General features: G+C 54.7%; 19 protein-coding genes. 10 read left to right on the forward strand and 9 right to left on the reverse strand.

All coding sequences use genetic code 11. The features are described 5' to 3' along the window. The first annotated feature begins 139 nt into the window (after positions 1–139). Both rlmI and hspQ read left to right on the forward strand, forming a co-directional pair. Positions 140–1,330 (forward strand): 23S rRNA (cytosine(1962)-C(5))-methyltransferase RlmI, encoded by a 1,191-nt coding sequence (rlmI, locus tag DEO48_RS05065; protein ID WP_109844531.1) that lies wholly within the window; start codon positions 140–142, stop codon positions 1,328–1,330. 60 nt (positions 1,331–1,390) lie between these two features. Next, positions 1,391–1,708 carry a heat shock protein HspQ gene (gene hspQ, locus DEO48_RS05070; RefSeq protein ID WP_008499919.1) on the forward strand — a complete coding sequence of 106 codons (318 nt, stop codon included), beginning with the start codon at positions 1,391–1,393 and terminating at the stop codon, positions 1,706–1,708. A gap of 35 nt (positions 1,709–1,743) precedes the next feature. Here hspQ and DEO48_RS05075 read toward each other — a convergent pair whose 3' ends face one another. Beyond that, positions 1,744–2,157: a CoA-binding protein gene (locus tag DEO48_RS05075; RefSeq protein ID WP_023311036.1), complete on the reverse strand. Its 414-nt coding sequence runs from the start codon at positions 2,155–2,157 to the stop codon at positions 1,744–1,746. 173 nt (positions 2,158–2,330) lie between these two features. Here DEO48_RS05075 and DEO48_RS05085 point away from each other — a divergent pair, with 173 nt between their 5' ends. Together DEO48_RS05085 and mgsA are read left to right on the forward strand one after the other, a co-directional pair. Beyond that, positions 2,331–2,993 carry a DUF2057 family protein gene (locus DEO48_RS05085; RefSeq protein WP_109844533.1) on the forward strand — a complete coding sequence of 221 codons (663 nt, stop codon included), beginning with the start codon at positions 2,331–2,333 and terminating at the stop codon, positions 2,991–2,993. Positions 2,994–3,073: 80 nt separating this feature from the next. Continuing rightward, positions 3,074–3,532, forward strand: a complete 459-nt coding sequence (gene mgsA, locus DEO48_RS05090; protein ID WP_109844534.1) for a methylglyoxal synthase — start codon at positions 3,074–3,076, stop codon at positions 3,530–3,532. Between the two features lie 58 nt (positions 3,533–3,590). Here the strand turns inward: mgsA and helD are convergent, their stop codons facing one another. Then, positions 3,591–5,645 carry a DNA helicase IV gene (gene helD / locus DEO48_RS05095; RefSeq protein WP_109844535.1) on the reverse strand — a complete coding sequence of 685 codons (2,055 nt, stop codon included), beginning with the start codon at positions 5,643–5,645 and terminating at the stop codon, positions 3,591–3,593. Positions 5,646–5,768: 123 nt separating this feature from the next. On the opposite strand from helD, the gene DEO48_RS05100 reads away from it, so the two are divergent. Beyond that, positions 5,769–6,215, forward strand: coding sequence for a YccF domain-containing protein (locus DEO48_RS05100; protein WP_023311032.1), 447 nt, complete (start codon positions 5,769–5,771; stop codon positions 6,213–6,215). Between the two features lie 19 nt (positions 6,216–6,234). Next, on the forward strand, positions 6,235–8,397 hold the full coding sequence (gene yccS, locus DEO48_RS05105; RefSeq protein WP_109844536.1) for a YccS family putative transporter: 2,163 nt from the start codon (positions 6,235–6,237) through the stop codon (positions 8,395–8,397). Here the strand turns inward: yccS and DEO48_RS05110 are convergent. After that, positions 8,354–8,980, reverse strand: a complete 627-nt coding sequence (locus tag DEO48_RS05110; protein WP_109844537.1) for a TfoX/Sxy family DNA transformation protein — start codon at positions 8,978–8,980, stop codon at positions 8,354–8,356. The two genes, yccS and DEO48_RS05110, sit on opposite strands and share 44 nt — an antisense overlap. A gap of 217 nt (positions 8,981–9,197) precedes the next feature. On the opposite strand from DEO48_RS05110, the gene sulA reads away from it, so the two are divergent. Together sulA and ompA are read left to right on the forward strand one after the other, a co-directional pair. After that, the gene (gene sulA, locus DEO48_RS05115; protein WP_032668147.1) at positions 9,198–9,707 is read left to right on the forward strand and encodes an SOS-induced cell division inhibitor SulA; all 510 of its coding nucleotides are present in this window, start codon (positions 9,198–9,200) and stop codon (positions 9,705–9,707) included. Between the two features lie 354 nt (positions 9,708–10,061). Next, positions 10,062–11,117, forward strand: a complete 1,056-nt coding sequence (gene ompA, locus DEO48_RS05120) for a porin OmpA (RefSeq protein ID WP_023311028.1) — start codon at positions 10,062–10,064, stop codon at positions 11,115–11,117. A 63-nt stretch (positions 11,118–11,180) separates the two neighbouring features. Here ompA and matP read toward each other — a convergent pair whose 3' ends face one another. Then, positions 11,181–11,633 carry a macrodomain Ter protein MatP gene (gene matP / locus DEO48_RS05125; protein WP_008499929.1) on the reverse strand — a complete coding sequence of 151 codons (453 nt, stop codon included), beginning with the start codon at positions 11,631–11,633 and terminating at the stop codon, positions 11,181–11,183. Between the two features lie 186 nt (positions 11,634–11,819). Here matP and DEO48_RS05130 point away from each other — a divergent pair, with 186 nt between their 5' ends. Beyond that, the gene (locus DEO48_RS05130) at positions 11,820–13,580 is read left to right on the forward strand and encodes a Lon protease family protein (RefSeq protein WP_109844538.1); all 1,761 of its coding nucleotides are present in this window, start codon (positions 11,820–11,822) and stop codon (positions 13,578–13,580) included. Between the two features lie 68 nt (positions 13,581–13,648). Beyond that, positions 13,649–14,167, forward strand: a complete 519-nt coding sequence (fabA, locus tag DEO48_RS05135) for a 3-hydroxyacyl-[acyl-carrier-protein] dehydratase FabA (RefSeq protein WP_008499931.1) — start codon at positions 13,649–13,651, stop codon at positions 14,165–14,167. 71 nt (positions 14,168–14,238) lie between these two features. Here fabA and rmf read toward each other — a convergent pair whose 3' ends face one another. The 5 genes from rmf to DEO48_RS05160 form a co-directional block, all read right to left on the reverse strand. Next, positions 14,239–14,406: a ribosome modulation factor gene (gene rmf / locus DEO48_RS05140; protein ID WP_013097261.1), complete on the reverse strand. Its 168-nt coding sequence runs from the start codon at positions 14,404–14,406 to the stop codon at positions 14,239–14,241. A gap of 255 nt (positions 14,407–14,661) precedes the next feature. Beyond that, positions 14,662–15,228: a membrane integrity-associated transporter subunit PqiC gene (gene pqiC, locus DEO48_RS05145; protein WP_024907767.1), complete on the reverse strand. Its 567-nt coding sequence runs from the start codon at positions 15,226–15,228 to the stop codon at positions 14,662–14,664. Next, complete coding sequence (gene pqiB / locus DEO48_RS05150; RefSeq protein ID WP_109844539.1) at positions 15,225–16,865, reverse strand: intermembrane transport protein PqiB; 1,641 nt, start codon at positions 16,863–16,865, stop codon at positions 15,225–15,227. The genes pqiC and pqiB overlap by 4 nt, the downstream gene beginning before the upstream one ends. Before the next feature lie 4 nt (positions 16,866–16,869). Beyond that, a complete protein-coding gene (gene pqiA, locus DEO48_RS05155) occupies positions 16,870–18,123 on the reverse strand; it encodes a membrane integrity-associated transporter subunit PqiA (RefSeq protein ID WP_109844540.1) in 1,254 nt (417 codons plus the stop codon). A 13-nt stretch (positions 18,124–18,136) separates the two neighbouring features. Continuing rightward, entirely contained in the window at positions 18,137–20,044 is a 1,908-nt protein-coding gene (locus DEO48_RS05160) for an ABC transporter ATP-binding protein (protein WP_109844541.1), read from the reverse strand. Between the last annotated feature and the right edge of the window lie 10 nt (positions 20,045–20,054).

The raw sequence follows: 20,054 nt of genomic DNA on the forward strand, positions 1-20,054 counted from the left end.
TAAACCCAGCGGCAATATCGTAATGTGCCTAAGCGATTTGATTTTGTGCCGAAACGCTCAACGGCATCCGCAGATGATTGCGCCTTGCTGAATGTGGTAATCTACGCGCCATTTCCTGAAATCGACAGAACAGCAAATTATGAGTGTACGTTTAGTGTTAGCCAAAGGGCGCGAGAAATCATTACTGCGCCGTCATCCCTGGGTCTTTTCCGGCGCGGTTGCCCGTATGGAAGGCAAAGCCAGCCTCGGTGAAACCATTGATATCGTTGACCATCAGGGGAAATGGTTAGCGCGCGGCGCCTACTCGCCAGCGTCCCAGATCCGTGCTCGCGTCTGGACGTTTGATAAAGATGAAACCATCGACATCGACTTCTTCGTTCGCCGTCTGCAGCAGGCGCAGCAGTGGCGCGACTGGCTGGCAAAACGCGACGGGCTGGACAGCTACCGCCTGATTGCCGGTGAGTCCGACGGCCTGCCGGGCGTGACCATCGATCGCTTCGGTAACTTCCTGGTGCTGCAGCTCCTGAGCGCCGGAGCGGAATACCAGCGTGCCGCGCTGATCAGCGCGCTGCAAACGCTGTTCCCGCAGTGTGCCATTTACGACCGCAGCGATGTGGCGGTGCGCAAAAAAGAAGGCATGGAGCTGACTCAGGGGCCCGTAACGGGCGAACTGCCACCGGCCCTGCTGCCGATTGAAGAGCACGGCATGAAGCTGCTGGTGGATATTCAGGGCGGGCACAAAACGGGTTACTACCTCGACCAGCGCGACAGCCGTCTGGCTACGCGTCAGTACGTTGCCGACAAACGCGTGCTGAACTGCTTCTCCTATACCGGCGGTTTCGCCGTTTCAGCGCTGATGGGCGGCTGTGCTCAGGTGGTGAGCGTGGACACCTCGCAGGAAGCGCTGGACGTGGCAAAACATAACGTCGAGCTCAACAAGCTGGATTTGAGCAAAGCGGAGTTTATACGCGATGACGTATTCAAGCTGCTGCGTAAATATCGCGACCAGGGCGAGAAGTTCGACGTCATCGTGATGGATCCGCCAAAGTTTGTGGAAAACAAAAGCCAGCTGATGGGCGCGTGCCGCGGGTATAAAGATATCAACATGCTGGCTATCCAGCTGCTGAACCCGGGCGGGGTTCTGCTCACCTTCTCCTGCTCCGGCCTGATGACCACAGATTTATTTCAGAAAATCATCGCCGATGCCGCAATAGATGCTGGCCGTGATGTACAATTTATAGAGCAGTTCCGTCAGGCAGCCGATCACCCCGTGATTGCTACCTACCCGGAAGGACTGTATCTGAAAGGGTTTGCCTGTCGCGTCATGTAACTTGAAAAGAGAAATATTGCCCGCACATAACGTGTAAGTCGTATTTCCCGGGAGGTGACTATGATTGCCAGCAAATTCGGTATCGGCCAGCAGGTCCGCCACACTTTGCTAGGGTATTTGGGTGTGGTCGTGGATATCGACCCGGAGTATTCCCTTGATGAACCGTCAGCAGACGAGCTGGCGGTGAACGCAGAGCTTCGCGCCGCGCCCTGGTACCACGTGGTAATGGAAGGTGATGATGGACAACCCGTTCACACCTATCTGGCCGAAGCGCAGCTGAGTAGCGAGCTGCAGGAAGAGCATCCGGAGCAACCCACAATGGATGAGCTTGCTCAGACTATCCGCAAACAGTTACAGGCCCCGCGCCTGCGGAACTAAGCATGTAAAAAAAGCCCGATATGGGCTTTTTTTTATTACTTCGCCAGCCCCAGACGGGGGATGTCAATCGCGGGACAGCGGTCCATGACAACCTTCAACCCCGCATCCCGCGCCAGCACGGCGGCCTGCTCGTTAATCACACCCAGCTGCATCCACAGCGTTTTTGCCCCTACGGCGATAGCGTCCTGCGCCACTTCCCACGCCGCCTCGGAATTGCGGAAGACATCGACCATATCAATTTTTTCCGGCACCTCAGCGAGCGTGGCGTAACCCTGCTGGCCCAGCAATGTTTTCCCCGCCACCTTTGGCGAGACCGGGATAACGTGATAGCCCTGATCGAGAAGGTATTTCATTACGCGGTAGCTTGGACGATCGGGTTTATCGCTCGCGCCCACCAGCGCAATGGTACGCGTGGATGTCAGAATCTCGGCAATATCGTTCTCTTTCATGGTTTTTCTCCTGGCTTTTTTGAAAGTGTACGCCAAACCGCACATCTCAACCATCCATCCCATACAGATGCATGAGGGCAAAACGGTGAAATATGTCTATATGTTAGTAAACGTGATTATCGAAAAATTTAGATACATTAATGCGGCGACAGGATTTCTGACGGGAGCCTTCTATGAAAACCGGTATTGCCACTGCCCTGATTGCGTTAGTGATGCCGGTCTGCGTTTTTGCTACCACGCTCCGGCTCTCTACCGACATTGATCTTCTTGTACTGGACGGAAAAAAGGTCTCCAGCTCGTTATTGCGCGGTGCAGACAGCATCGAGTTAGATAACGGGCCGCATCAGCTGGTCTTCCGCGTAGAAAAGCCGATCGGTCTGGCTAATCACGAGCAACGGATGTACATCTCCCCGCCGCTGATCGTCAGCTTTAATACCCGGCAAATCAGTCAGGTGAATATCACCCTGCCTCGACTTGAAACGGAGAAGGAATCTGCGGCCTTCGACGCATCACCCCGCGTTGAACTGCTGGACGGGGATGCGATGCCGATTCCGGCGAAGCTGGATATTCTGGCGTTAACGACCTCACCGAAAGGCCCGGATTACGAGGCCGCGACCCAGACCTATAACAAAGCGGGAAAACGCGCCTCGCTTCCGCAGTTTGCCACCATGATGGCGGACGACAGTACGCTTTTATCCGGCGTCTCTGAACTGGACGTTATTCCTCCCCAGTCCCAGACCCTGACGGAACAGCGCCTTAAATTCTGGTTCCAGCAGGCCGATCCCGACACGCGGGCCCGATTTTTACAGTGGGCAAAACAACAACCTTCATCATAAGCCACATTTTTTACGCCTTTCTCTTGCAGCGTCAGACGGTTCCCGTCATCGTGTAGTCAGTTAACCTGATGGATATGATTATGGAATTGACAACACGCACGCTGCCTGAGCGCAAACACATTGCTCTTGTGGCGCACGATCACTGTAAACAAATGCTGCTTAACTGGGTTCGCCGCCATCAGTCTTCGCTGGAAAAGCACGCCCTGTCGGCGACCGGCACCACCGGTAACTTGATCCAGCGCGAAACGGGTCTGCAGGTGAATGCCATGCTGAGCGGTCCGATGGGCGGCGATCAGCAGGTCGGCGCGCAGATCTCCGAAGGGAAAATTGATGTGCTGATCTTCTTCTGGGACCCGCTGAACGCGGTTCCGCACGATCCGGATGTTAAAGCGCTGCTGCGCCTGGCGACGGTGTGGAATATTCCGGTGGCGACGAACCTGTCGACGGCAGATTTCATCATCGAATCACCGAAGTTTAACTCGCCGGTTGATATCCTTATTCCGGACTATCAGCGTTATCTTTCCGATAGACTGAAGTAGCTTTTTTGCCGGGTAGCGGCTACGCCTTACCCGGCCTGGAAAATCTTGCCTGACATCGTTATGGTTTACGCGCTACCGGCACATCAATACTCTTCAGGATATCGACAAACACGGATGGCTCCTCTTTATTAAACAGCAGCCACACGCGATGCCGCGCGCGGGTGATGGCCACATACAGCAAACGCCGCTCTTCGGCATCCGGGAAATCTTCCGGCACCGGCAGCAGGGCCTCTTCCATCACCGACTCGCGGGCCGGAGCCGGGAAACCGTCGCTCCCCTCTTTCAGCCCCACCACAATCACATAGTCAGCCTGCTGCCCTTTGCTGGCGTGAATGGTCATAAATTCAAGCTGCAGTTTCGGCCAGCGGGTGGCGGCTTTTTCTAGCGCCGCGGGCTTAAGGTGATGGTAGCGCGCCAGCACCAGAATACGTTCATCGGGCTTCGCGTAGCCGCTGAGCTTGTCCAGCAGCGGCTCCAGCTGGTCATCCGCCAGCAGGGTGACGGCTTTTTTATCCCCTGGACGCAGGCTATTGAGCGGCTTGGCCAGCTGATGCGGGTTTTGCTGGATAAAGCGGTTGGCGATCTCACCAATGCGTGAATTGAAGCGGTAGGTGGTGTCCAGATCGCTACGATCCCCTTCGCCAAAATAGTGGTGGAACGCGGTCGTCAGGGAGAGCTGCGCCCCGCTGAAGCGATAGATGGCCTGCCAGTCGTCACCCACCGCAAACAGCGACGTATGTTTATTTTGCGCCCGTAGCGCCGAGAGCAGTGCAGCACGCTGCGGAGAGATGTCCTGGAACTCATCCACCAGAATGTGTTTCCACGGGCTGACAAAACGTCCCTTTTCAAGAATGATGATGGCCTGGTGGATTAAACCGGAGAAATCGACGGCATTTTCCTCTTTCAGCGCGGTTTTCCAGGCTTTCAGCAGCGGAGCCATCAGCTTGACCCGCTTCGAAAACAGATCGCGGATCGCCTCCGGCGCGCTTTCAATCATCTCTGCCTGCGTTCCACCGTGCATTCGCATCAGGCTGACCCAGCGGTCAAGTCGCGAACCCAGACGACGCGCCAGTTTGTCATCCTGCCAGAAGCTGCCCTCTGGCACCTCCCAGCCGAGCTCCTCCTCCAGCCACTGACGCCACCCTTTCGCCTGCGCTTTTTTCTCACTGCACTGCTGGCGCCACGTTTTGATGAACAGCGCCTGACGCGCCTGCGCGTCGTTTTCCAGCTTACTGATGGAAGGCACTTTTTTACTGCCCTGCTGAATAATATGCAGCGCAAGGGCATGGAAGGTTCTGGCCGTGATATCCCGCGTGTGAAGGCGTTCCTGGATGCGTTCGTCCATCTCCTGGGCAGCCTTACGGCCAAAGGCCAGAAGCAGAATTTGATCGGCTACCGCTTCTCCGGTCATCAGCAGCCAGCCGGCACGCGCCACCAGCACCGACGTTTTACCGCTACCGGCCCCCGCCAGCACCAGCAGCGACTGCTCACCGTTGACCACCGCGCGCGCCTGGGCCAGATTGAGCGGTGAAGATTCCACCGTACTGAAAAAGTCGGCGTATTGGGTGAGCATGGCGTCCGTCCACGCCTGATTATGAGCGAGACGGCTTTTATCCTTATCATTTAGCCAGGCCTGACACTGGCGCCAGGCGTCGCGACAGTTGTCAAACTCGTCGAGACGCGTCACGGAGAGCGGCAGCGCCGAGAGTGCCTGTCGGATCTTTTGCTGCAGCCCGGCGGTCTGCTGACGGGTCAGCCACGCGTGCTGTGCGTTGCTCTGCGCGATATCGTCCAGCACCTGCTGCAGCACCTGGGCAGCAATTACGCTCATATCCTGGCTCCACTGCTGCCACAGTGCGTTCAGGTGATGATGGAAACGCTGGGTTTCCGCCCACTCGGTGCCGTGAAGACGCACGACTTTATCGTCAGGCAGAACGAACTCCAGCTCGCCCCACACCAGCCCGCGTTTACAGTGGATAGCCAGAAGCTGGTTAAACGGAATAAGGTATTCGTGGCGTTCCCCGGAGACTTTCACCCCGGCATTAAGGAGAACCACCCTGTCGTAAGGGTGTTGCGCCAGGCGTTTGCCTAACGACGTTGCTTTCAGTTCCATGTTCCGCCAAATCCACGAAGAGATAATTTACCTGACAGTTTAACTGCCAGTTTTAAGGTGCTCCAGCCTAAAAAAACGTTACAATCATTGGGCGTTAATTTTATCGAAAGGAAGTGAGGGTTTATGCGTACCGTTCTGAATGTGTTGAATTTTGTGCTGGGCGGTTTTGCCACCACCCTTTCCTGGCTTTTCGCCACGCTGGTGAGCATCGTCCTGATTTTCACGCTTCCCCTGACCCGTTCCTGCTGGGAAATCACAAAGCTCTCCTTAATCCCCTACGGGAATGAAGCCATCCACGTTGACGAACTGAATCCGGAGAGCAAAAACGCTCTGATGAATACGGGTGGAACCCTGCTGAACATTCTGTGGCTGATTTTCTTCGGCTGGTGGCTGTGCATCATGCATATTTTTGCCGGTATTGCACAGTGCATCACGATTATTGGTATTCCGGTGGGGATAGCGAACTTTAAGATCGCCGCCATCGCCCTTTGGCCCGTCGGTCGCAGGGTAGTTCCGGTAGAAGTGGCCCAGGCGGCGCGTGAAGCAAACGCGCGTCGTCGTTTTCAGTAAATAAGGACCGGCCGCGTTTATGCTAAGCCCACTGCTTCGCCGTTATACCTGGAACAGCACCTGGCTCTACAACGTCAGGATATTTATCGCGCTTTGCGGCACGGCTGCCCTGCCCTGGTGGCTGAATGATGTCAAACTCACCATTCCGCTCACGCTGGGGGTGGTGGCCGGGGCGCTTGCGGACCTGGACGATCGTCTGGCCGGGCGCTTACGTAACCTGGTCATTACGCTCGTCTGCTTTTTCATTGCTTCAGCGTCCGTTGAGCTGCTTTTCCCGTGGCCCTGGCTGTTTGCCCTGGGCCTTACGCTCTCAACCAGCGGGTTTATTTTGTTGGGCGGCCTCGGGCAGCGCTATGCCACCATCGCGTTTGGTGCATTGCTGATCGCCATCTACACCATGCTGGGCGTTTCCCTGTACGACCAGTGGTACCAGCAGCCGGTTCTCCTGCTGCTGGGCGCCATCTGGTATAACCTGCTGACGCTAACCGGTCATCTGATCTTCCCGGTTCGCCCGCTGCAGGATAACCTTGCCCGCAGCTTTGAGCAGTTAGCCCACTATCTGGAACTGAAATCCCGGCTGTTCGACCCGGATATTGAGGAAGAAAGCCAGGCTCCGCTCTACGATCTGGCGCTGGCAAATGGCCAACTGGTCGCCACCCTTAACCAGACAAAAGCCTCTCTGCTTACCCGTCTGCGCGGCGATCGCGGTCAGCGCGGAACGCGAAGGACCTTACACTACTATTTTGCCGCCCAGGACATTCACGAACGTGCCAGCTCCTCACACGTTCAGTATGCGGCCCTGCGAGAGAAGTTCCGCTACAGCGACGTAATGTTCCGCTTCCAGCGCCTGCTGTCCATGCAGTCCCAGGCGTGCCAGCAGCTCTCGCGCTCCATTCTGCTGCGCACGCCCTATCAGCATGACCCACGCTTTGAACGGGTATTCAGCCATCTTGATGCGGCGCTCGACCGCGTTCAGGCCAGCGGAACGTCACCGGAGCACATCAAAGCGCTGGGCTTTCTGCTGAACAACCTGCGGGCGATTGATGCCCAGCTGGCAACCATTGAGTCCGAACAGGCGATGGCGCTGCCGGGCAGTGAGGTGGAAAATCAGCTTGCTGATGACAGCGTGCACAGCGTTAGCGATATGTGGCTGCGTCTGAGCCGTAACTTTACGCCGGAGTCGGCTCTCTTTCGCCACGCGGTAAGAATGTCGCTGGTGCTGTGCGTGGGGTATGCCTTTATCCAGATAACCGGGCTGCACCACGGCTACTGGATCCTGCTGACCAGCCTGTTCGTCTGCCAGCCGAACTATAACGCCACCCGACACCGTCTTGCGCTGCGTATTATCGGCACGCTGGTCGGCGTCGCGATTGGCCTTCCGGTGCTCTATTTCGTGCCCTCCGTTGAAGGTCAACTGATCCTGATTGTGATCACCGGCGTGTTGTTCTTCGCGTTTCGCAACGTGCAGTACGCCCACGCCACCATGTTCATTACGCTGCTGGTGCTGCTCTGCTTTAACCTGCTGGGTGAAGGGTTTGAAGTCGCCCTGCCCCGCGTGATCGATACCCTGATTGGCTGTGTGATTGCCTGGGCCGCGGTCAGCTTTATCTGGCCGGACTGGCGCTTCCGTAATTTGCCGCGCGTGGTGGACAGGGCGATGAACGCCAACTGCCGATACCTTGACGCTATCCTTGAGCAGTACCACCAGGGGCGCGATAACCGTCTGGCTTACCGGATAGCACGTCGCGACGCGCACAACAGTGATGCAGAACTGGCCTCCGTTGTTTCTAACATGTCAACGGAGCCTCACGCCACGGCGGAGATCCGTGAGACCGCGTTCCGCCTGCTCTGCCTGAACCATACGTTCACCAGCTATATTTCGACGCTGGGTGCCCACCGTGAGAAACTCACCAACCCGGGTATTCTCAACCTGCTCGATGACGCCGTCTGCTATGTTGACGACGCGCTTCATCACCGTCCGGCCGATGAGCCACGCGTTCAACTGGCGCTGGATGAACTGGCTCAACGCATTGCGCATCTTGACCCGGGAAACGACAGCAAAGCGCCGCTGGTTCTTCAGCAGATAGGCCTGCTTATCGCTCTGCTGCCTGAAATTTGCCGGCTGCAACAGCAAATCGCTACCTGGAGGAGTGATTCTCCTGTGGCTCAGGCAGCGCATTAAACCACTCCGTCAACTCCCGGCGAATGCCTGCCGGGAGTGCCGCCTCATGCAGTCCCACAATGGCCCCCTCCAGCGCGAAGAGCACTTTAATACTCAGTGCTTTGTTTTTTGCCCGCATCTTTAGCCAACTCGCTCTTGCACCCAGCGCCCGCAGCGTTTCCTCATTGGTGATGCCAGCTTCAAAGAGCAAGACTTCAAGCTGAAACGTCAGGTTCGGCAGATCCTTAAGTCGGTTTCGTTGATGGCGCTGATAGCGTTCTTTTCTTGCCGCACTGAGCGCAAACAAGGAGAGCTGAAGCAACCGCTCCCTGTCCTGCCATAATACATCATCAACACGATAATAGTTGAGCAGCACCGGGCGGCCTCGCTTCATCAACGTTAAAAAAGAGGAGGCATTTTTTACACAGTATTTCGCACTCTCCTCACAGGCGCGAAGATAAAGCTCTCCGTCTGACACCATGGCAAAAACCGCATCATCCACCGCCAGGGTATAGCCTCCAAACAGCGCGCGATGATGAATCTCGCCCAACGGGGAGAGGTATTCCTGGGATTTATAAATCCGTTCATAAGATATCTTTTTCATGATATTTCCCTTCAAAATCATAAAGTAACAACGAAATTTCTTACTAGCGGATCCGTTAGCAGGAAAATAGGCAACTTATCGCCGATGAGCAAGATGATTTTTCGAGGGACATCAACATTGAATGAATTTTGCGAGTCGCTTTCCGAAAATGAGGTTGATCTTTATGCATACAGGGGTTACTGTATATCCATACAGTAACTACAGGGCTGGAATGAATATGCACACTTCAGGCTATGCAAATCGCTCAACCTCTCTCTCTTCTACCGCAGGCAATGTCGCGCAGAATTCCGTCGAGCGTGTTTCCACGGGGCTTATCAGTGAAGTGGTTTATCGTGAAGACCAGCCCCTGTTGACGCAACTTCTGTTGTTGCCGTTATTACAACAGCTTGGTCAGCAATCGCGCTGGCAGCTTTGGCTAACGCCTCAGCAAAAACTGAGCCGTGAGTGGGTTCAGTCCGCAGGCCTTCCGCTTACCAAGGTCATGCAAATTAATCAGCTCCCGCCGTGCGATACCGTTGAGTCGATGATCCGCGCGTTACGCACCGGAAATTACAGCGTGGTGATTGGATGGCTACCAGAAGAATTGACGGAAGAGGAGCATTACCGTCTGACTGAAGCAGCCGAAGAAGGGAATGCGATCGGGTTCATTATGCGTCCGGTTCGATCGGATTCTTACCGCAGAGGACAACTTTCTGGGCTAAAAATTCACTCAAATTTGTATCATTGAGTGAAATTAAGATTTTTCCTGGAATTTTTTTTGACCTCAAGATGGCATTAAAGTTCCCGGTCACAAAATTGCGGCAAGGCTTGTCTGGTGCGGTTCTCCTTAATTTTATTGCACAAAATTCGTTCGAAAAATGTTAAATAATCGGTATACGGAACTTTTTTTTTCATATGCCTGACGGACTTCACACTTGTAAGTTTTCAGCTACGTTGTAGACTTTACATCGCCAGGGGTGCTCGGCCTAAGCCGAAGATATCGGTAGATTTATATTTGACCACGCCCCCCGGTGAAGGATTTAACCGTGATTCTCTCTTGAGACTTTCATGGCGAATTTTGGATGATAACGAGGCGCAAAAAATGAAAAAGACAGCTATCGCGATTGCAGTGGCACTGGCTGGCTTCGCTACCGTAGCGCAGGCCGCTCCGAAAGATAATACCTGGTATGCAGGTGGTAAACTGGGCTGGTCTCAGTTCCACGACACCGGCTGGTACAACAGCAGCCTGAACAATGATGGCCCAACTCACGAGAGCCAGCTTGGTGCAGGTGCGTTCGGTGGCTATCAGGTTAACCCGTATGTTGGTTTTGAAATGGGTTACGACTGGTTAGGTCGTATGCCATACAAAGGCGACACCATCAACGGCGCTTTCAAAGCACAGGGCGTTCAGCTGACCGCTAAACTGGGCTACCCAATCACTGACGATCTGGACGTGTACACCCGTCTGGGCGGCATGGTATGGCGCGCAGATTCCAGCAACAACATCTCTGGTGACAACCATGACACCGGTGTTTCCCCAGTATTCGCTGGTGGCGTTGAGTGGGCTATGACCCGTGACATCGCTACCCGTCTGGAATACCAGTGGGTTAACAACATCGGCGACGGCAACACCGTTGGTGTTCGTCCAGACAACGGCATGCTGAGCGTAGGTGTTTCCTACCGTTTCGGCCAGCAGGAAGAAGCAGCACCAGTTGTTGCTCCAGCGCCGGCTCCAGCTCCAGAAGTACAGACCAAGCACTTCACTCTGAAGTCTGACGTTCTGTTCAACTTCAACAAAGCGACTCTGAAACCAGAAGGCCAGCAGGCACTGGATCAGCTGTACACCCAGCTGAGCAACCTGGATCCTAAAGACGGTTCCGTAGTGGTTCTGGGCTTCACCGACCGTATCGGTTCTGACGCTTACAACCAGAAACTGTCTGAGAAACGTGCTCAGTCTGTTGTTGATTACCTGATCTCTAAAGGTATCCCAGCTAACAAGATCTCCCCACGTGGTATGGGCGAATCTAACCCAGTTACTGGCAACACCTGTGACAACGTGAAAGCTCGCGCTGCACTGATCGACTGCCTGGCTCCAGATCGTCGCGTAGAGATCGAAGTTAAAGGCATCAAAGACGTTGTAACTCAGCCAGCGGCATAAGTTATCGTCTTATAAAAAAACCCCGCCATGCGGGGTTTTTTATTGTCTGAAGAAAAGAAAAATCTATTTTTTACCCAACAGAGCCTGAAGGTCGTTCTTCAGCGTCGACATCTGGTTGGCGTACTTCTCTTTATGTTCGGCATCCTCAATCAGCTGCACGATGGTTTCCGAAAGCGTTTTGCCCCGTCGTTGTGCCAGCCCAGCCAGGCGTTGCCAGACAACGAACTCCAGATCGATTGATTTTTTGCGAGTGTGCTGATGCTCAGCATTAAAATGCCGTTTGCGTCGGGCACGGATAGTTTGCTTCATCCGGTTCAACAGCGCAGGATTGATGTGTTTCTCAATCCAGCCGTTAACCTGTACCGGTTCATTTTCGAGGGTCAGCAAAATATCCACGGCTTCTTGCGCAGCGCTGGCTTCGATGTAGCAGGTGATCAGCTCCCCTTCACGGTGCTTTTTGACCAGGTACTTCCATTTCCAGCCGCTTTCGAGATTTTCCAGTTGTTGATATTTCATTGCGATCTCAGTGTTACCACGTAACTCTGTTCAGAATATCAGTTTTTTAGCAATCTGCTGAAAAGAAATCATATCCTGTGAGTGAATGCAGCCAATCGCCCTGTCGAAATCCCCAATCCTGCTTGGGTACAGCCCCCCGCTTACGGTATACTCCACGCTTTTACATCTGACTAAAAAACATCAACTTTGACCATTACGAAACTTGCATGGCGTGACCTTGTTCCGGATACCGAAAGTTACCAGGAACTGTTTGCACAGCCCGAACTCGCAAAAGAACACGAATTCATCCTTAGCGATACGCAGCCTCGTTTGCATTATGCGCTGGAGCAGGTGTTAAGCCCATGGGCCACAGCGCCCTTCATGCTGCTCAAGGCCCCGGAAGAAGCGGAATACCTGACGCTGCTCGGAGATGCCGTGCGCCAGCTGAAGCCGGAAGCGAACGCAGTTTTTGGCGGCCAGTATCGTATTGCGGGACATGATGTCACTTTCGAACCAACGGCGCTGGCCGATGGCCGTTTTGCCGTTAAAGGCGAAGTGATTACCGCTAACTGGGTCGAGGCGGAACAACTCTTTGGTTGTCTACGCCAGTTTAATGGCGAACTTTCGCTGCAGCCGGGGCTGGTACATCGCGCAAATGGCGGTGTTCTCATCATCTCACTGCGCACCCTGCTCTCGCAGCCGCTGCTATGGATGCGTCTGAAAACTATCGTGCACCAGCAGCGTTTCGACTGGGTCGGCTACGATGAGTCTCGTCCTCTGCCTGTCTCTGTTCCGTCTATGCCGCTGTCGCTGACCGTCGTGCTGATGGGCGACCGTGAATCGCTGGCGGACTTCCAGGAAATGGAGCCAGAACTCGCTGAGCAGGCGGTGTATAGCGAATACGAAGACAACGTCCAGATTGCTGACGCCGACGATATGGCGCAGTGGTGCCAGTGGGTGATGGACGTTGCTGAACGTTTTGCGCTGCCAACCCCTGCGGCTGACGCGTGGCCGGGCTTAATCCGCGAAGCGGTACGCTACACCGGTGACCAGGAAACGCTGCCGCTTTGCCCACTCTGGATCGGCAAACAGCTGCGTGAAGTGGGTGTGATCAGCGGTAACGGGGCGTTCACCGGAGAACAGCTCACTCAGATGCTGGCTCAGCGTGAGTGGCGAGAAGGCTATCTTGCCGACCGTATGCAGGATGAAATTCTGCTGGAACAAATTCTGGTTGAAACCGAAGGCGAACGCGTAGGGCAAATCAACGCCCTGTCGGTGATTGAATTTCCCGGACATCCGCGCGCATTCGGGGAACCGTCCCGTATCAGCTGCGTTGTGCACATTGGCGATGGCGAGTTCACCGATATTGAACGGAAAGCCGAGCTGGGCGGCAACATTCACGCGAAAGGCATGATGATCATGCAAGCGTTTTTGATGTCAGAGCTGCAGCTTGAGCAACAGATCCCCTTCTCCGCCTCGCTGACGTTTGAGCAGTCCTACAGCGAAGTGGATGGCGATAGCGCCTCTATGGCCGAGCTGTGCGCCTTAATCAGCGCTCTGGCGGAAGTGCCCATCAATCAGAACATCGCGATCACCGGTTCGGTGGACCAGTTTGGTCGTGCCCAGCCAGTGGGAGGCCTCAACGAAAAAATTGAAGGCTTCTTCTCCATCTGTCAGCAGCGCGGTTTAAACGGTAAACAGGGTGTGATTATTCCTGCTCCCAACGCACGCCATTTGAGCCTCAGTCAGGATATTCTGGATGCGGTTGAGCAAGAGCAATTCGCCATCTGGGCCATCGAAGGGATTGAGGATGCGCTACCCTTACTGACAAATCTGGTATGGGATGGCGAAGGGCAAACTACCCTGATGCAGACTATCCAGGAGCGCATAGCTCAGGCGACACAGCAGGATGCTCGTCATCGTTATCCATGGCCGTTACGCTGGCTGGGCTGGTTTAGTTCGAACTGATCGGACTTGTTCAGCGTACACGTGTTAGCTATCCTGCGTCCTTCACTAAAATAAGGCTTACTGAGAACATGGTAGATAAACGCGAATCCTATACAAAAGAAGATCTTCTTGCCTCTGGTCGCGGTGAACTGTTTGGCGCTAAAGGCCCACAGTTACCGGCCCCGAACATGCTGATGATGGACCGTGTCGTGAAAATGACCGAAACCGGCGGCAACTTCGATAAGGGTTACGTAGAAGCAGAACTCGATATCAACCCGGACCTGTGGTTCTTCGGTTGCCACTTTATTGGCGATCCGGTAATGCCTGGCTGTCTTGGCCTGGATGCCATGTGGCAGCTGGTTGGCTTCTATCTGGGCTGGCTGGGCGGCGAAGGTAAAGGCCGTGCGCTGGGCGTGGGCGAAGTAAAGTTCACCGGCCAGGTCCTGCCTACAGCGAAGAAAGTGACCTATCGTATTCACTTCAAGCGCATCGTTAACCGCCGCCTGATTATGGGCCTGGCAGATGGCGAAGTGCTGGTAGACGGTCGTCTGATCTATAGCGCAAGCGACCTGAAAGTCGGCCTGTTCCAGGATACTTCAGCTTTCTGATCGTGTTTTTGGCACCCCCAGAAAGGCGAAACCTCCGCATTGCGGAGGTTTCTTTTTTGAAAGAGACGTTATCAGGCTATGAGTGCCCTGTCGCCGATGGCTTCTCGCCAGCCTCCAAGCCATTGTGACCTTTGATTTATCGTCTGATAAGGACACATTTCTTTAGAACGTCCAGCGATGCCGGCCTGATAACCACGTTGATGAGCCCGTTCCAGGCGATCTCGTTTCTGTCTCTTCATGCCTCGTTTCCCTCATTCTTTTGTCTGGTGGAAAGAAAACAGTGTCTGCACTAAATGCACAGGCACAGATAACGAATACCCCGAATTAGTCGCATCGTCAATGTTCAAAATTCATACGGGTGTCATATTTGTGAGCTAGCTGGAAGTTCATTTGTACAAAAATTGTGACGTAGCACAAGTAACAAACTGAACTGAAAACGAAAAAAAACCGCAATCAGCAACAGGCCAACTGCGGTTTTTGATGATGAATTTTACTTATGGCAGCCGGGAAATTTCTCTCGCGATGCTGGCCGACTCCTGTGCCCAACCCTGAGCCAGGACTTTCACCATTTCGTCGTAGCCATCTTTCTGCTGCTTCAGCTCCAGATGGAAAGGACGCTTAATCAGCTGCCCCTGATGGTTCAGCAACCACTCCCCGCTAATCACCACCGCACCGTCATAACGGCCGTGGAAGCCCGTTACGGTGACGTTCAGCGTATCCTGATCGTTACCCAGCGGCTGCGACGCGACTACCCACCCCGGAAGCTGGCTGCCCAGATTGGCCACCAGCGTGTTGCGCAGCTGCTGATCCAGAGGGCTGGCCCACAGGTTGTTCGTCGCAATCACATATTTAACGTCGCTGGTCTGATAGACCACACCGTTTCCTGCCAGATAATCCGGCACGGCAACCTGCTCAACCCACAGCTGGCGGTTTCCCTGGCTGGCCGTGCTTTGCCCACCGCTGTGGGTAGCCACGGGCAGCTGATAGTAGCTTTTATTATCTACCCCTGAACTGCACGCCGTTAACAGCAGAGCGCCAACCATCAATAGCCACTTTTTCATTCTTTTGCCCTCTTCGGCTCAGGATCCTTTTTATCTTTCGCTTCGAACACCAGCGCGTTGCTCTTCTCGTTGAGCGTTTTCAGCACCGGCTGCAGTTCACGTAAGACCTGATCAAGACGCTGCATATCTGCCACCATCTTGTTGTAGGCCGCTGAACCCGGCTGGAAGCCCTGCATACTGCGGTTCAGCTCACGCAGCGTTTTCTGCATATCCTGCGGCAGCTGCTGCATACTCTGGCTCGCCGTGATCTTGTTGATGTTATCCAGCGTAGTTTGCAGACGACGCATCGTTGCCTGGCTTTCGCTCAGAGAGTTCGTCGCCGCTTCAATCATCGGATTCAGTGGCAGATTGTTGATCTTATCCAGCGTCTCCATCAGGCGCTGTTGGATCTGAGCCAGACCGCTGCTCACCGTTGGGATGATTTTGTAGCCACCGAATTCGCGGATACCGGTAATCGGCGGTGCTTTCGGGTAGAAATCCATATCGACATACAGCGCGCCGGTAACCAGGTTACCCGTCTTCAAGGAGCCACGCAGGCCACGCTCCATCAGTTGACTGATATGGGTGGCAATATCCTGATTATCGCCAATCTGGTTAAGCAGACGCTCCGGCTCAATGCGGATCAGCACCGGAATACGATAATCATCGTCCAGCATCTGGCTCAGGCCCGGGACAAAGAACGGAACTTGCCCAACCGTACCGAGGCGAATGCCGCGGAACTCAACGGGCGCCCCCGGCTGCAGGCCGCGAACAGAGTCTTTAAAGAACATCAGGAAGTCAATGTGATCGGTATAGAGCGCATCCTGAATGCTTTTTTGATCGTCAAAGAGGCGGAAAGCGGTATTCTCTGCGACCGGCTGGCCCAAATCCAGGCCTTCCGGCACGTCAAAACTCACGCCGCCGCCAAAAAGCGTGGTCAGCGAACCCATTTCAACGCGCATGCCTGCCGAGGTCAGATCCACCGCGATCCCGCTGTCTTTCCAGAAACGGACGTTGCTGGTGACCAGTCGATCGTTTGGCGCATTGATGAAGAGCTGATAGCTGATCGCGCGTTTCTGCGGATCAAACGTGCTTTTCTCAACCGACCCGACGCGGTAGCCGCGGAACAGAACCGGGTCACCCGCCGTGAGCTGGCCGGCTTTTTTGCTGTCGAGGATCACGCGGATCCCCTTGGCATCAGGCGGTGCAAGCGGCGGCGAATCCAGAAGCTGGTATTTGGCTGGCTGGTTACCCTTAGCGCCAGGCTGCAGCTCAATGTAGGCACCCGAAAGCAGTGTTCCTAAGCCGCTAATCCCCTCACGCCCCACCTGCGGCTTAACGACCCAGAAAACGGAATCGCCGTGCAGCAGTTTTTCCATGCCGGCATTAAGGCGCGCCTTAATCTCCACATGAGTTAAATCGTCGGTCAGGGTTGCGCTTTCCACCACGCCCACATCCACGCTCCGGCTTTTGATGGTCGTTTTACCGCCCTCAATCCCCTCGGCATTGGTGGTAATCAGCGTCACTTCCGGTCCCTGATGGCTGTAGTGATAAAACAGGATCCATGCCCCGATCAGCGCGGTCACGATGGGGAAAATCCACACCGGTGACCAGTTCTTGACCTTCTGCACTTTCGCCTCTCCACTCTTATTTTCCATGCTCTTACTCTTCCTCATGCCTTGATTCAGGCTCACGATCCCACGATAAACGAGGGTCGAAGGTCATGGCCGCAAACATGGTCATAATCACGACCAGTGCAAACATTAAAGCCCCCATCGCGGGATAAATACTCATCAAGCCGCCCATTCGCACCAGTGCAGAGAGAACGGCGATGACAAACACGTCAATCATTGACCAGCGTCCGACAAACTCAACCACTTCATAAATCAGGTGCATACGTTCGCTGTCGCGTTTTCCATGACCTTTCGCATCCCAGCAGAGCCAGGCGATGGCGATCATTTTTAAGGTTGGCACCATAATACTGGCGATAAAGATCACGCCGGCGACAGGATAGGAACCTTCGCCCCACAGCAGTATCACACCGGCCAGGATCGTCGAGGGCATTTTGTCACCGAGCAAATCGGTGATCATGATTGGCAGAATATTGGCTGGCAGATACAGCATGATAGACGTGACCAGCAGAGCCATCGTCCACTGCAGGCTGTTTTTACGGCGTACGTGCCCTTTCGTTTCGCAGCGTGGACAAACATCGAGATCGGCGGGCAGTACGGCGGTACAGCACGGGCACGAGCGTAGCCCCTGACGAATGCCGGGCACGCCGACTTTTACCGTCTGCGCAAGCGTCGGTGCCGGGGCGATATCATCCCACGCCCAGCGCCTGTCCACGCACTGGAAGGCGCGCAGCTGCAGGACACAGTACAGGCACCACGGAATAAAGCTGCTGCCGATCCCCACATCACCGTACGCCATGAGCTTCACGAAACTGACCAGAATGCCCGCCAGAAAGATCTCGGCCATGCCCCAGCTTTTGAGCTGAAAAAGGATACGCGCGAGCCGGATTTTCAGTGATGAGGGCATCCTGACGCGGTTGACCAGCAAAAGGATAACGACCAGGCAAAAAGCCGGGACTATCTGGACAAACAGGAGAAAAAAGGTGCCGAGGCTGGCGTAATCTTCCGAGAACATCACGCCCGGGATTTCAAGCAGATCCACCTGGCTGGTTATCCCTCCCACCTTCATATAGATGAAGGGGAAGAGATTGGAGAGCAGCAGCATGAACAATGCTGCCAGAGCGTAAGCAGTGGGACGCTGCCGCGGCGCGTCCCACTCGGTTGTCAACGTTGCGCCGCAACGTGGACACAGGGCTTTATGTCCGTGACCAAGCTCTGGCAACGCCACGAGCATATCGCATTGCGAGCATAAAATATGCCTGTCGGCATGGTGCTGGTCACACATATGTTATCCCTGTTTATGCGCCGTTTTTCAGAGACTCAAGGTACTCCCAGCGCTCAAATGCTTCTTCCAGGGCTTTTTCAGCCGCGGACAGTTCAGCCAGTACCTTCTGAGTATAGTCATGCGATTGGGTAAAAAATGACGCATCAGCGACCTGTTTTTGCAGATCCTCAAGCGCGGCCTCCAGCTCTTCAAGACGCTGCGGTAGCCCCTCCAGTTCGCGCTGCAGGTTATAGCTTAGTTTAGCCGAGGTTTTCTTGACAGTTTCTGCTTTTGTTACAGCAGGTTCTGAACTTATTTTGGACTTTGACTGTTTCTGCGCCAGAGACTGCGATTGCTGCCCTTTTGCATCGTGATAACCGCCTACGTATTGTCCAATTCGTCCCTCACCTTCGAAGATCCAGCACTCGGTTACTGTGTTATCCACGAACTGACGATCGTGGCTGACCAGCATTACTGTCCCCTGATAACCGTCAATTAGTTCTTCGAGCAATTCCAGCGTTTCGACATCCAGGTCGTTCGTTGGTTCATCGAGAATCAACAGGTTACTTGGTTTCAGGAACAGACGCGCCAGCAGCAGACGATTACGCTCTCCGCCAGATAACGCACGGACTGGGGTCATCGCACGTTTCGGATGGAACAGGAAGTCCTGCAGATAGCCCAGCACGTGGCGCGGCTTGCCGTTTACCATCACCTCTTGCTTGCCTTCGGCGAGGTTATCCATCACCGTGCGGTCCGGATCCAGCTCCGCGCGGTGCTGGTCGAAGTAGGCAACTTCCAGCTTAGTCCCACAGTGAATGCGGCCGCTGTCGGCCTGCAGCTGGCCCAGCATCAGCTTCAGCAGCGTGGTTTTACCACAGCCGTTCGGGCCGATAAGCGCAATTTTGTCACCGCGCTGAACCTGGGCGGAGAAAGCTTTCACCAGCACTTTGCCATCAACCTGATAGTTGACGTTTTCCATTTCGAAGACAATCTTGCCTGAACGGGACGCTTCTTCCACCTGCATTTTGGCGCTGCCCATTACTTCACGGCGTTCGCTGCGCTCACGGCGCATTGCCTTCAGAGCGCGCACGCGGCCTTCGTTACGGGTACGGCGGGCCTTGATGCCCTGGCGGATCCACACCTCTTCCTGCGCCAGCTTGCGGTCGAACTCCGCATTCTGCAGCTCTTCCACGCGCAGGTTTTCTTCTTTCTCAAGCAGATAGGTGTCGTAATCGCCAGGATAGGTGACCAGCTTGCCGCGGTCGAGATCGACAATACGCGTCGCCATGTTGCGAATAAACGAACGGTCATGCGAGATAAAGATGATGGTGCCGCTGAAGGTTTTCAGGAAGCCTTCCAGCCAGTCAATCGCTTCAATATCCAGGTGGTTCGTCGGTTCGTCCAGCAGCAGCACCTTCGGCCCGCTGACCAGCGCGCGGCCCAGGGCCGCTTTACGCAGCCAGCCGCCGGAGAGCGCCGACAGCTCCATGTCCGCTTCCAGACCAAGCTGGGCCAGAACCTCGTTAATGCGGTTTTCAAGCTGCCACAGACCGTGGTGATCGAGCATCTCCTGCACTTTCGCCAGTTCGTTGAGGTTCTTGTCGCTCGGATCGGTCATCACCAGATGCGATATCTCGTGATAGCGCTTCAGGTATTCGGCCTGCTCAGAGATCCCTTCCGCCACGAAATCGTAAACGCTGCCGGTCACGTGACGCGGCGGGTCCTGCTGGAGGCGGGAGACGATCAGATCCTGCTCGTAAACGATGCGGCCGTCATCCAGCCCCTGTTCGCGGTTGAGGATTTTCATCAGCGTGGATTTACCCGCGCCGTTACGGCCCACCAGACAGACGCGCTCGTTATCTTCGATATGCAGCTCTGCATTATCGAGAAGCGGCGAGTCGCTGAAAGAGAGCCACGCGCCGTGCATACTAATTAAAGACATTTATTTTTCC

The sequence above is a fragment of the Enterobacter sp. CGMCC 5087 genome (assembly GCF_003144775.1).
GTDB lineage: Bacteria > Pseudomonadota > Gammaproteobacteria > Enterobacterales > Enterobacteriaceae > Enterobacter > Enterobacter cloacae_M.

Excerpts from the sequence above, each read along its gene's own strand:
- rlmI (WP_109844531.1), top strand. The coding sequence starts at position 140 with ATGAGTGTACGTTTAGTGTTAGCCAAAGGGCGCGAGAAATCATTACTG.
- hspQ (WP_008499919.1), top strand. The coding sequence starts at position 1,391 with ATGATTGCCAGCAAATTCGGTATCGGCCAGCAGGTCCGCCACACTTTG.
- DEO48_RS05075 (WP_023311036.1), bottom strand. The coding sequence starts at position 2,157 with ATGAAAGAGAACGATATTGCCGAGATTCTGACATCCACGCGTACCATT.
- DEO48_RS05085 (WP_109844533.1), top strand. The coding sequence starts at position 2,331 with ATGAAAACCGGTATTGCCACTGCCCTGATTGCGTTAGTGATGCCGGTC.
- mgsA (WP_109844534.1), top strand. The coding sequence starts at position 3,074 with ATGGAATTGACAACACGCACGCTGCCTGAGCGCAAACACATTGCTCTT.
- helD (WP_109844535.1), bottom strand. The coding sequence starts at position 5,645 with ATGGAACTGAAAGCAACGTCGTTAGGCAAACGCCTGGCGCAACACCCT.
- DEO48_RS05100 (WP_023311032.1), top strand. The coding sequence starts at position 5,769 with ATGCGTACCGTTCTGAATGTGTTGAATTTTGTGCTGGGCGGTTTTGCC.
- yccS (WP_109844536.1), top strand. The coding sequence starts at position 6,235 with ATGCTAAGCCCACTGCTTCGCCGTTATACCTGGAACAGCACCTGGCTC.
- DEO48_RS05110 (WP_109844537.1), bottom strand. The coding sequence starts at position 8,980 with ATGAAAAAGATATCTTATGAACGGATTTATAAATCCCAGGAATACCTC.
- sulA (WP_032668147.1), top strand. The coding sequence starts at position 9,198 with ATGCACACTTCAGGCTATGCAAATCGCTCAACCTCTCTCTCTTCTACC.
- ompA (WP_023311028.1), top strand. The coding sequence starts at position 10,062 with ATGAAAAAGACAGCTATCGCGATTGCAGTGGCACTGGCTGGCTTCGCT.
- matP (WP_008499929.1), bottom strand. The coding sequence starts at position 11,633 with ATGAAATATCAACAACTGGAAAATCTCGAAAGCGGCTGGAAATGGAAG.
- fabA (WP_008499931.1), top strand. The coding sequence starts at position 13,649 with ATGGTAGATAAACGCGAATCCTATACAAAAGAAGATCTTCTTGCCTCT.
- rmf (WP_013097261.1), bottom strand. The coding sequence starts at position 14,406 with ATGAAGAGACAGAAACGAGATCGCCTGGAACGGGCTCATCAACGTGGT.
- pqiC (WP_024907767.1), bottom strand. The coding sequence starts at position 15,228 with ATGAAAAAGTGGCTATTGATGGTTGGCGCTCTGCTGTTAACGGCGTGC.
- pqiB (WP_109844539.1), bottom strand. The coding sequence starts at position 16,865 with ATGGAAAATAAGAGTGGAGAGGCGAAAGTGCAGAAGGTCAAGAACTGG.
- pqiA (WP_109844540.1), bottom strand. The coding sequence starts at position 18,123 with ATGTGTGACCAGCACCATGCCGACAGGCATATTTTATGCTCGCAATGC.
- DEO48_RS05160 (WP_109844541.1), bottom strand. The coding sequence starts at position 20,044 with ATGTCTTTAATTAGTATGCACGGCGCGTGGCTCTCTTTCAGCGACTCG.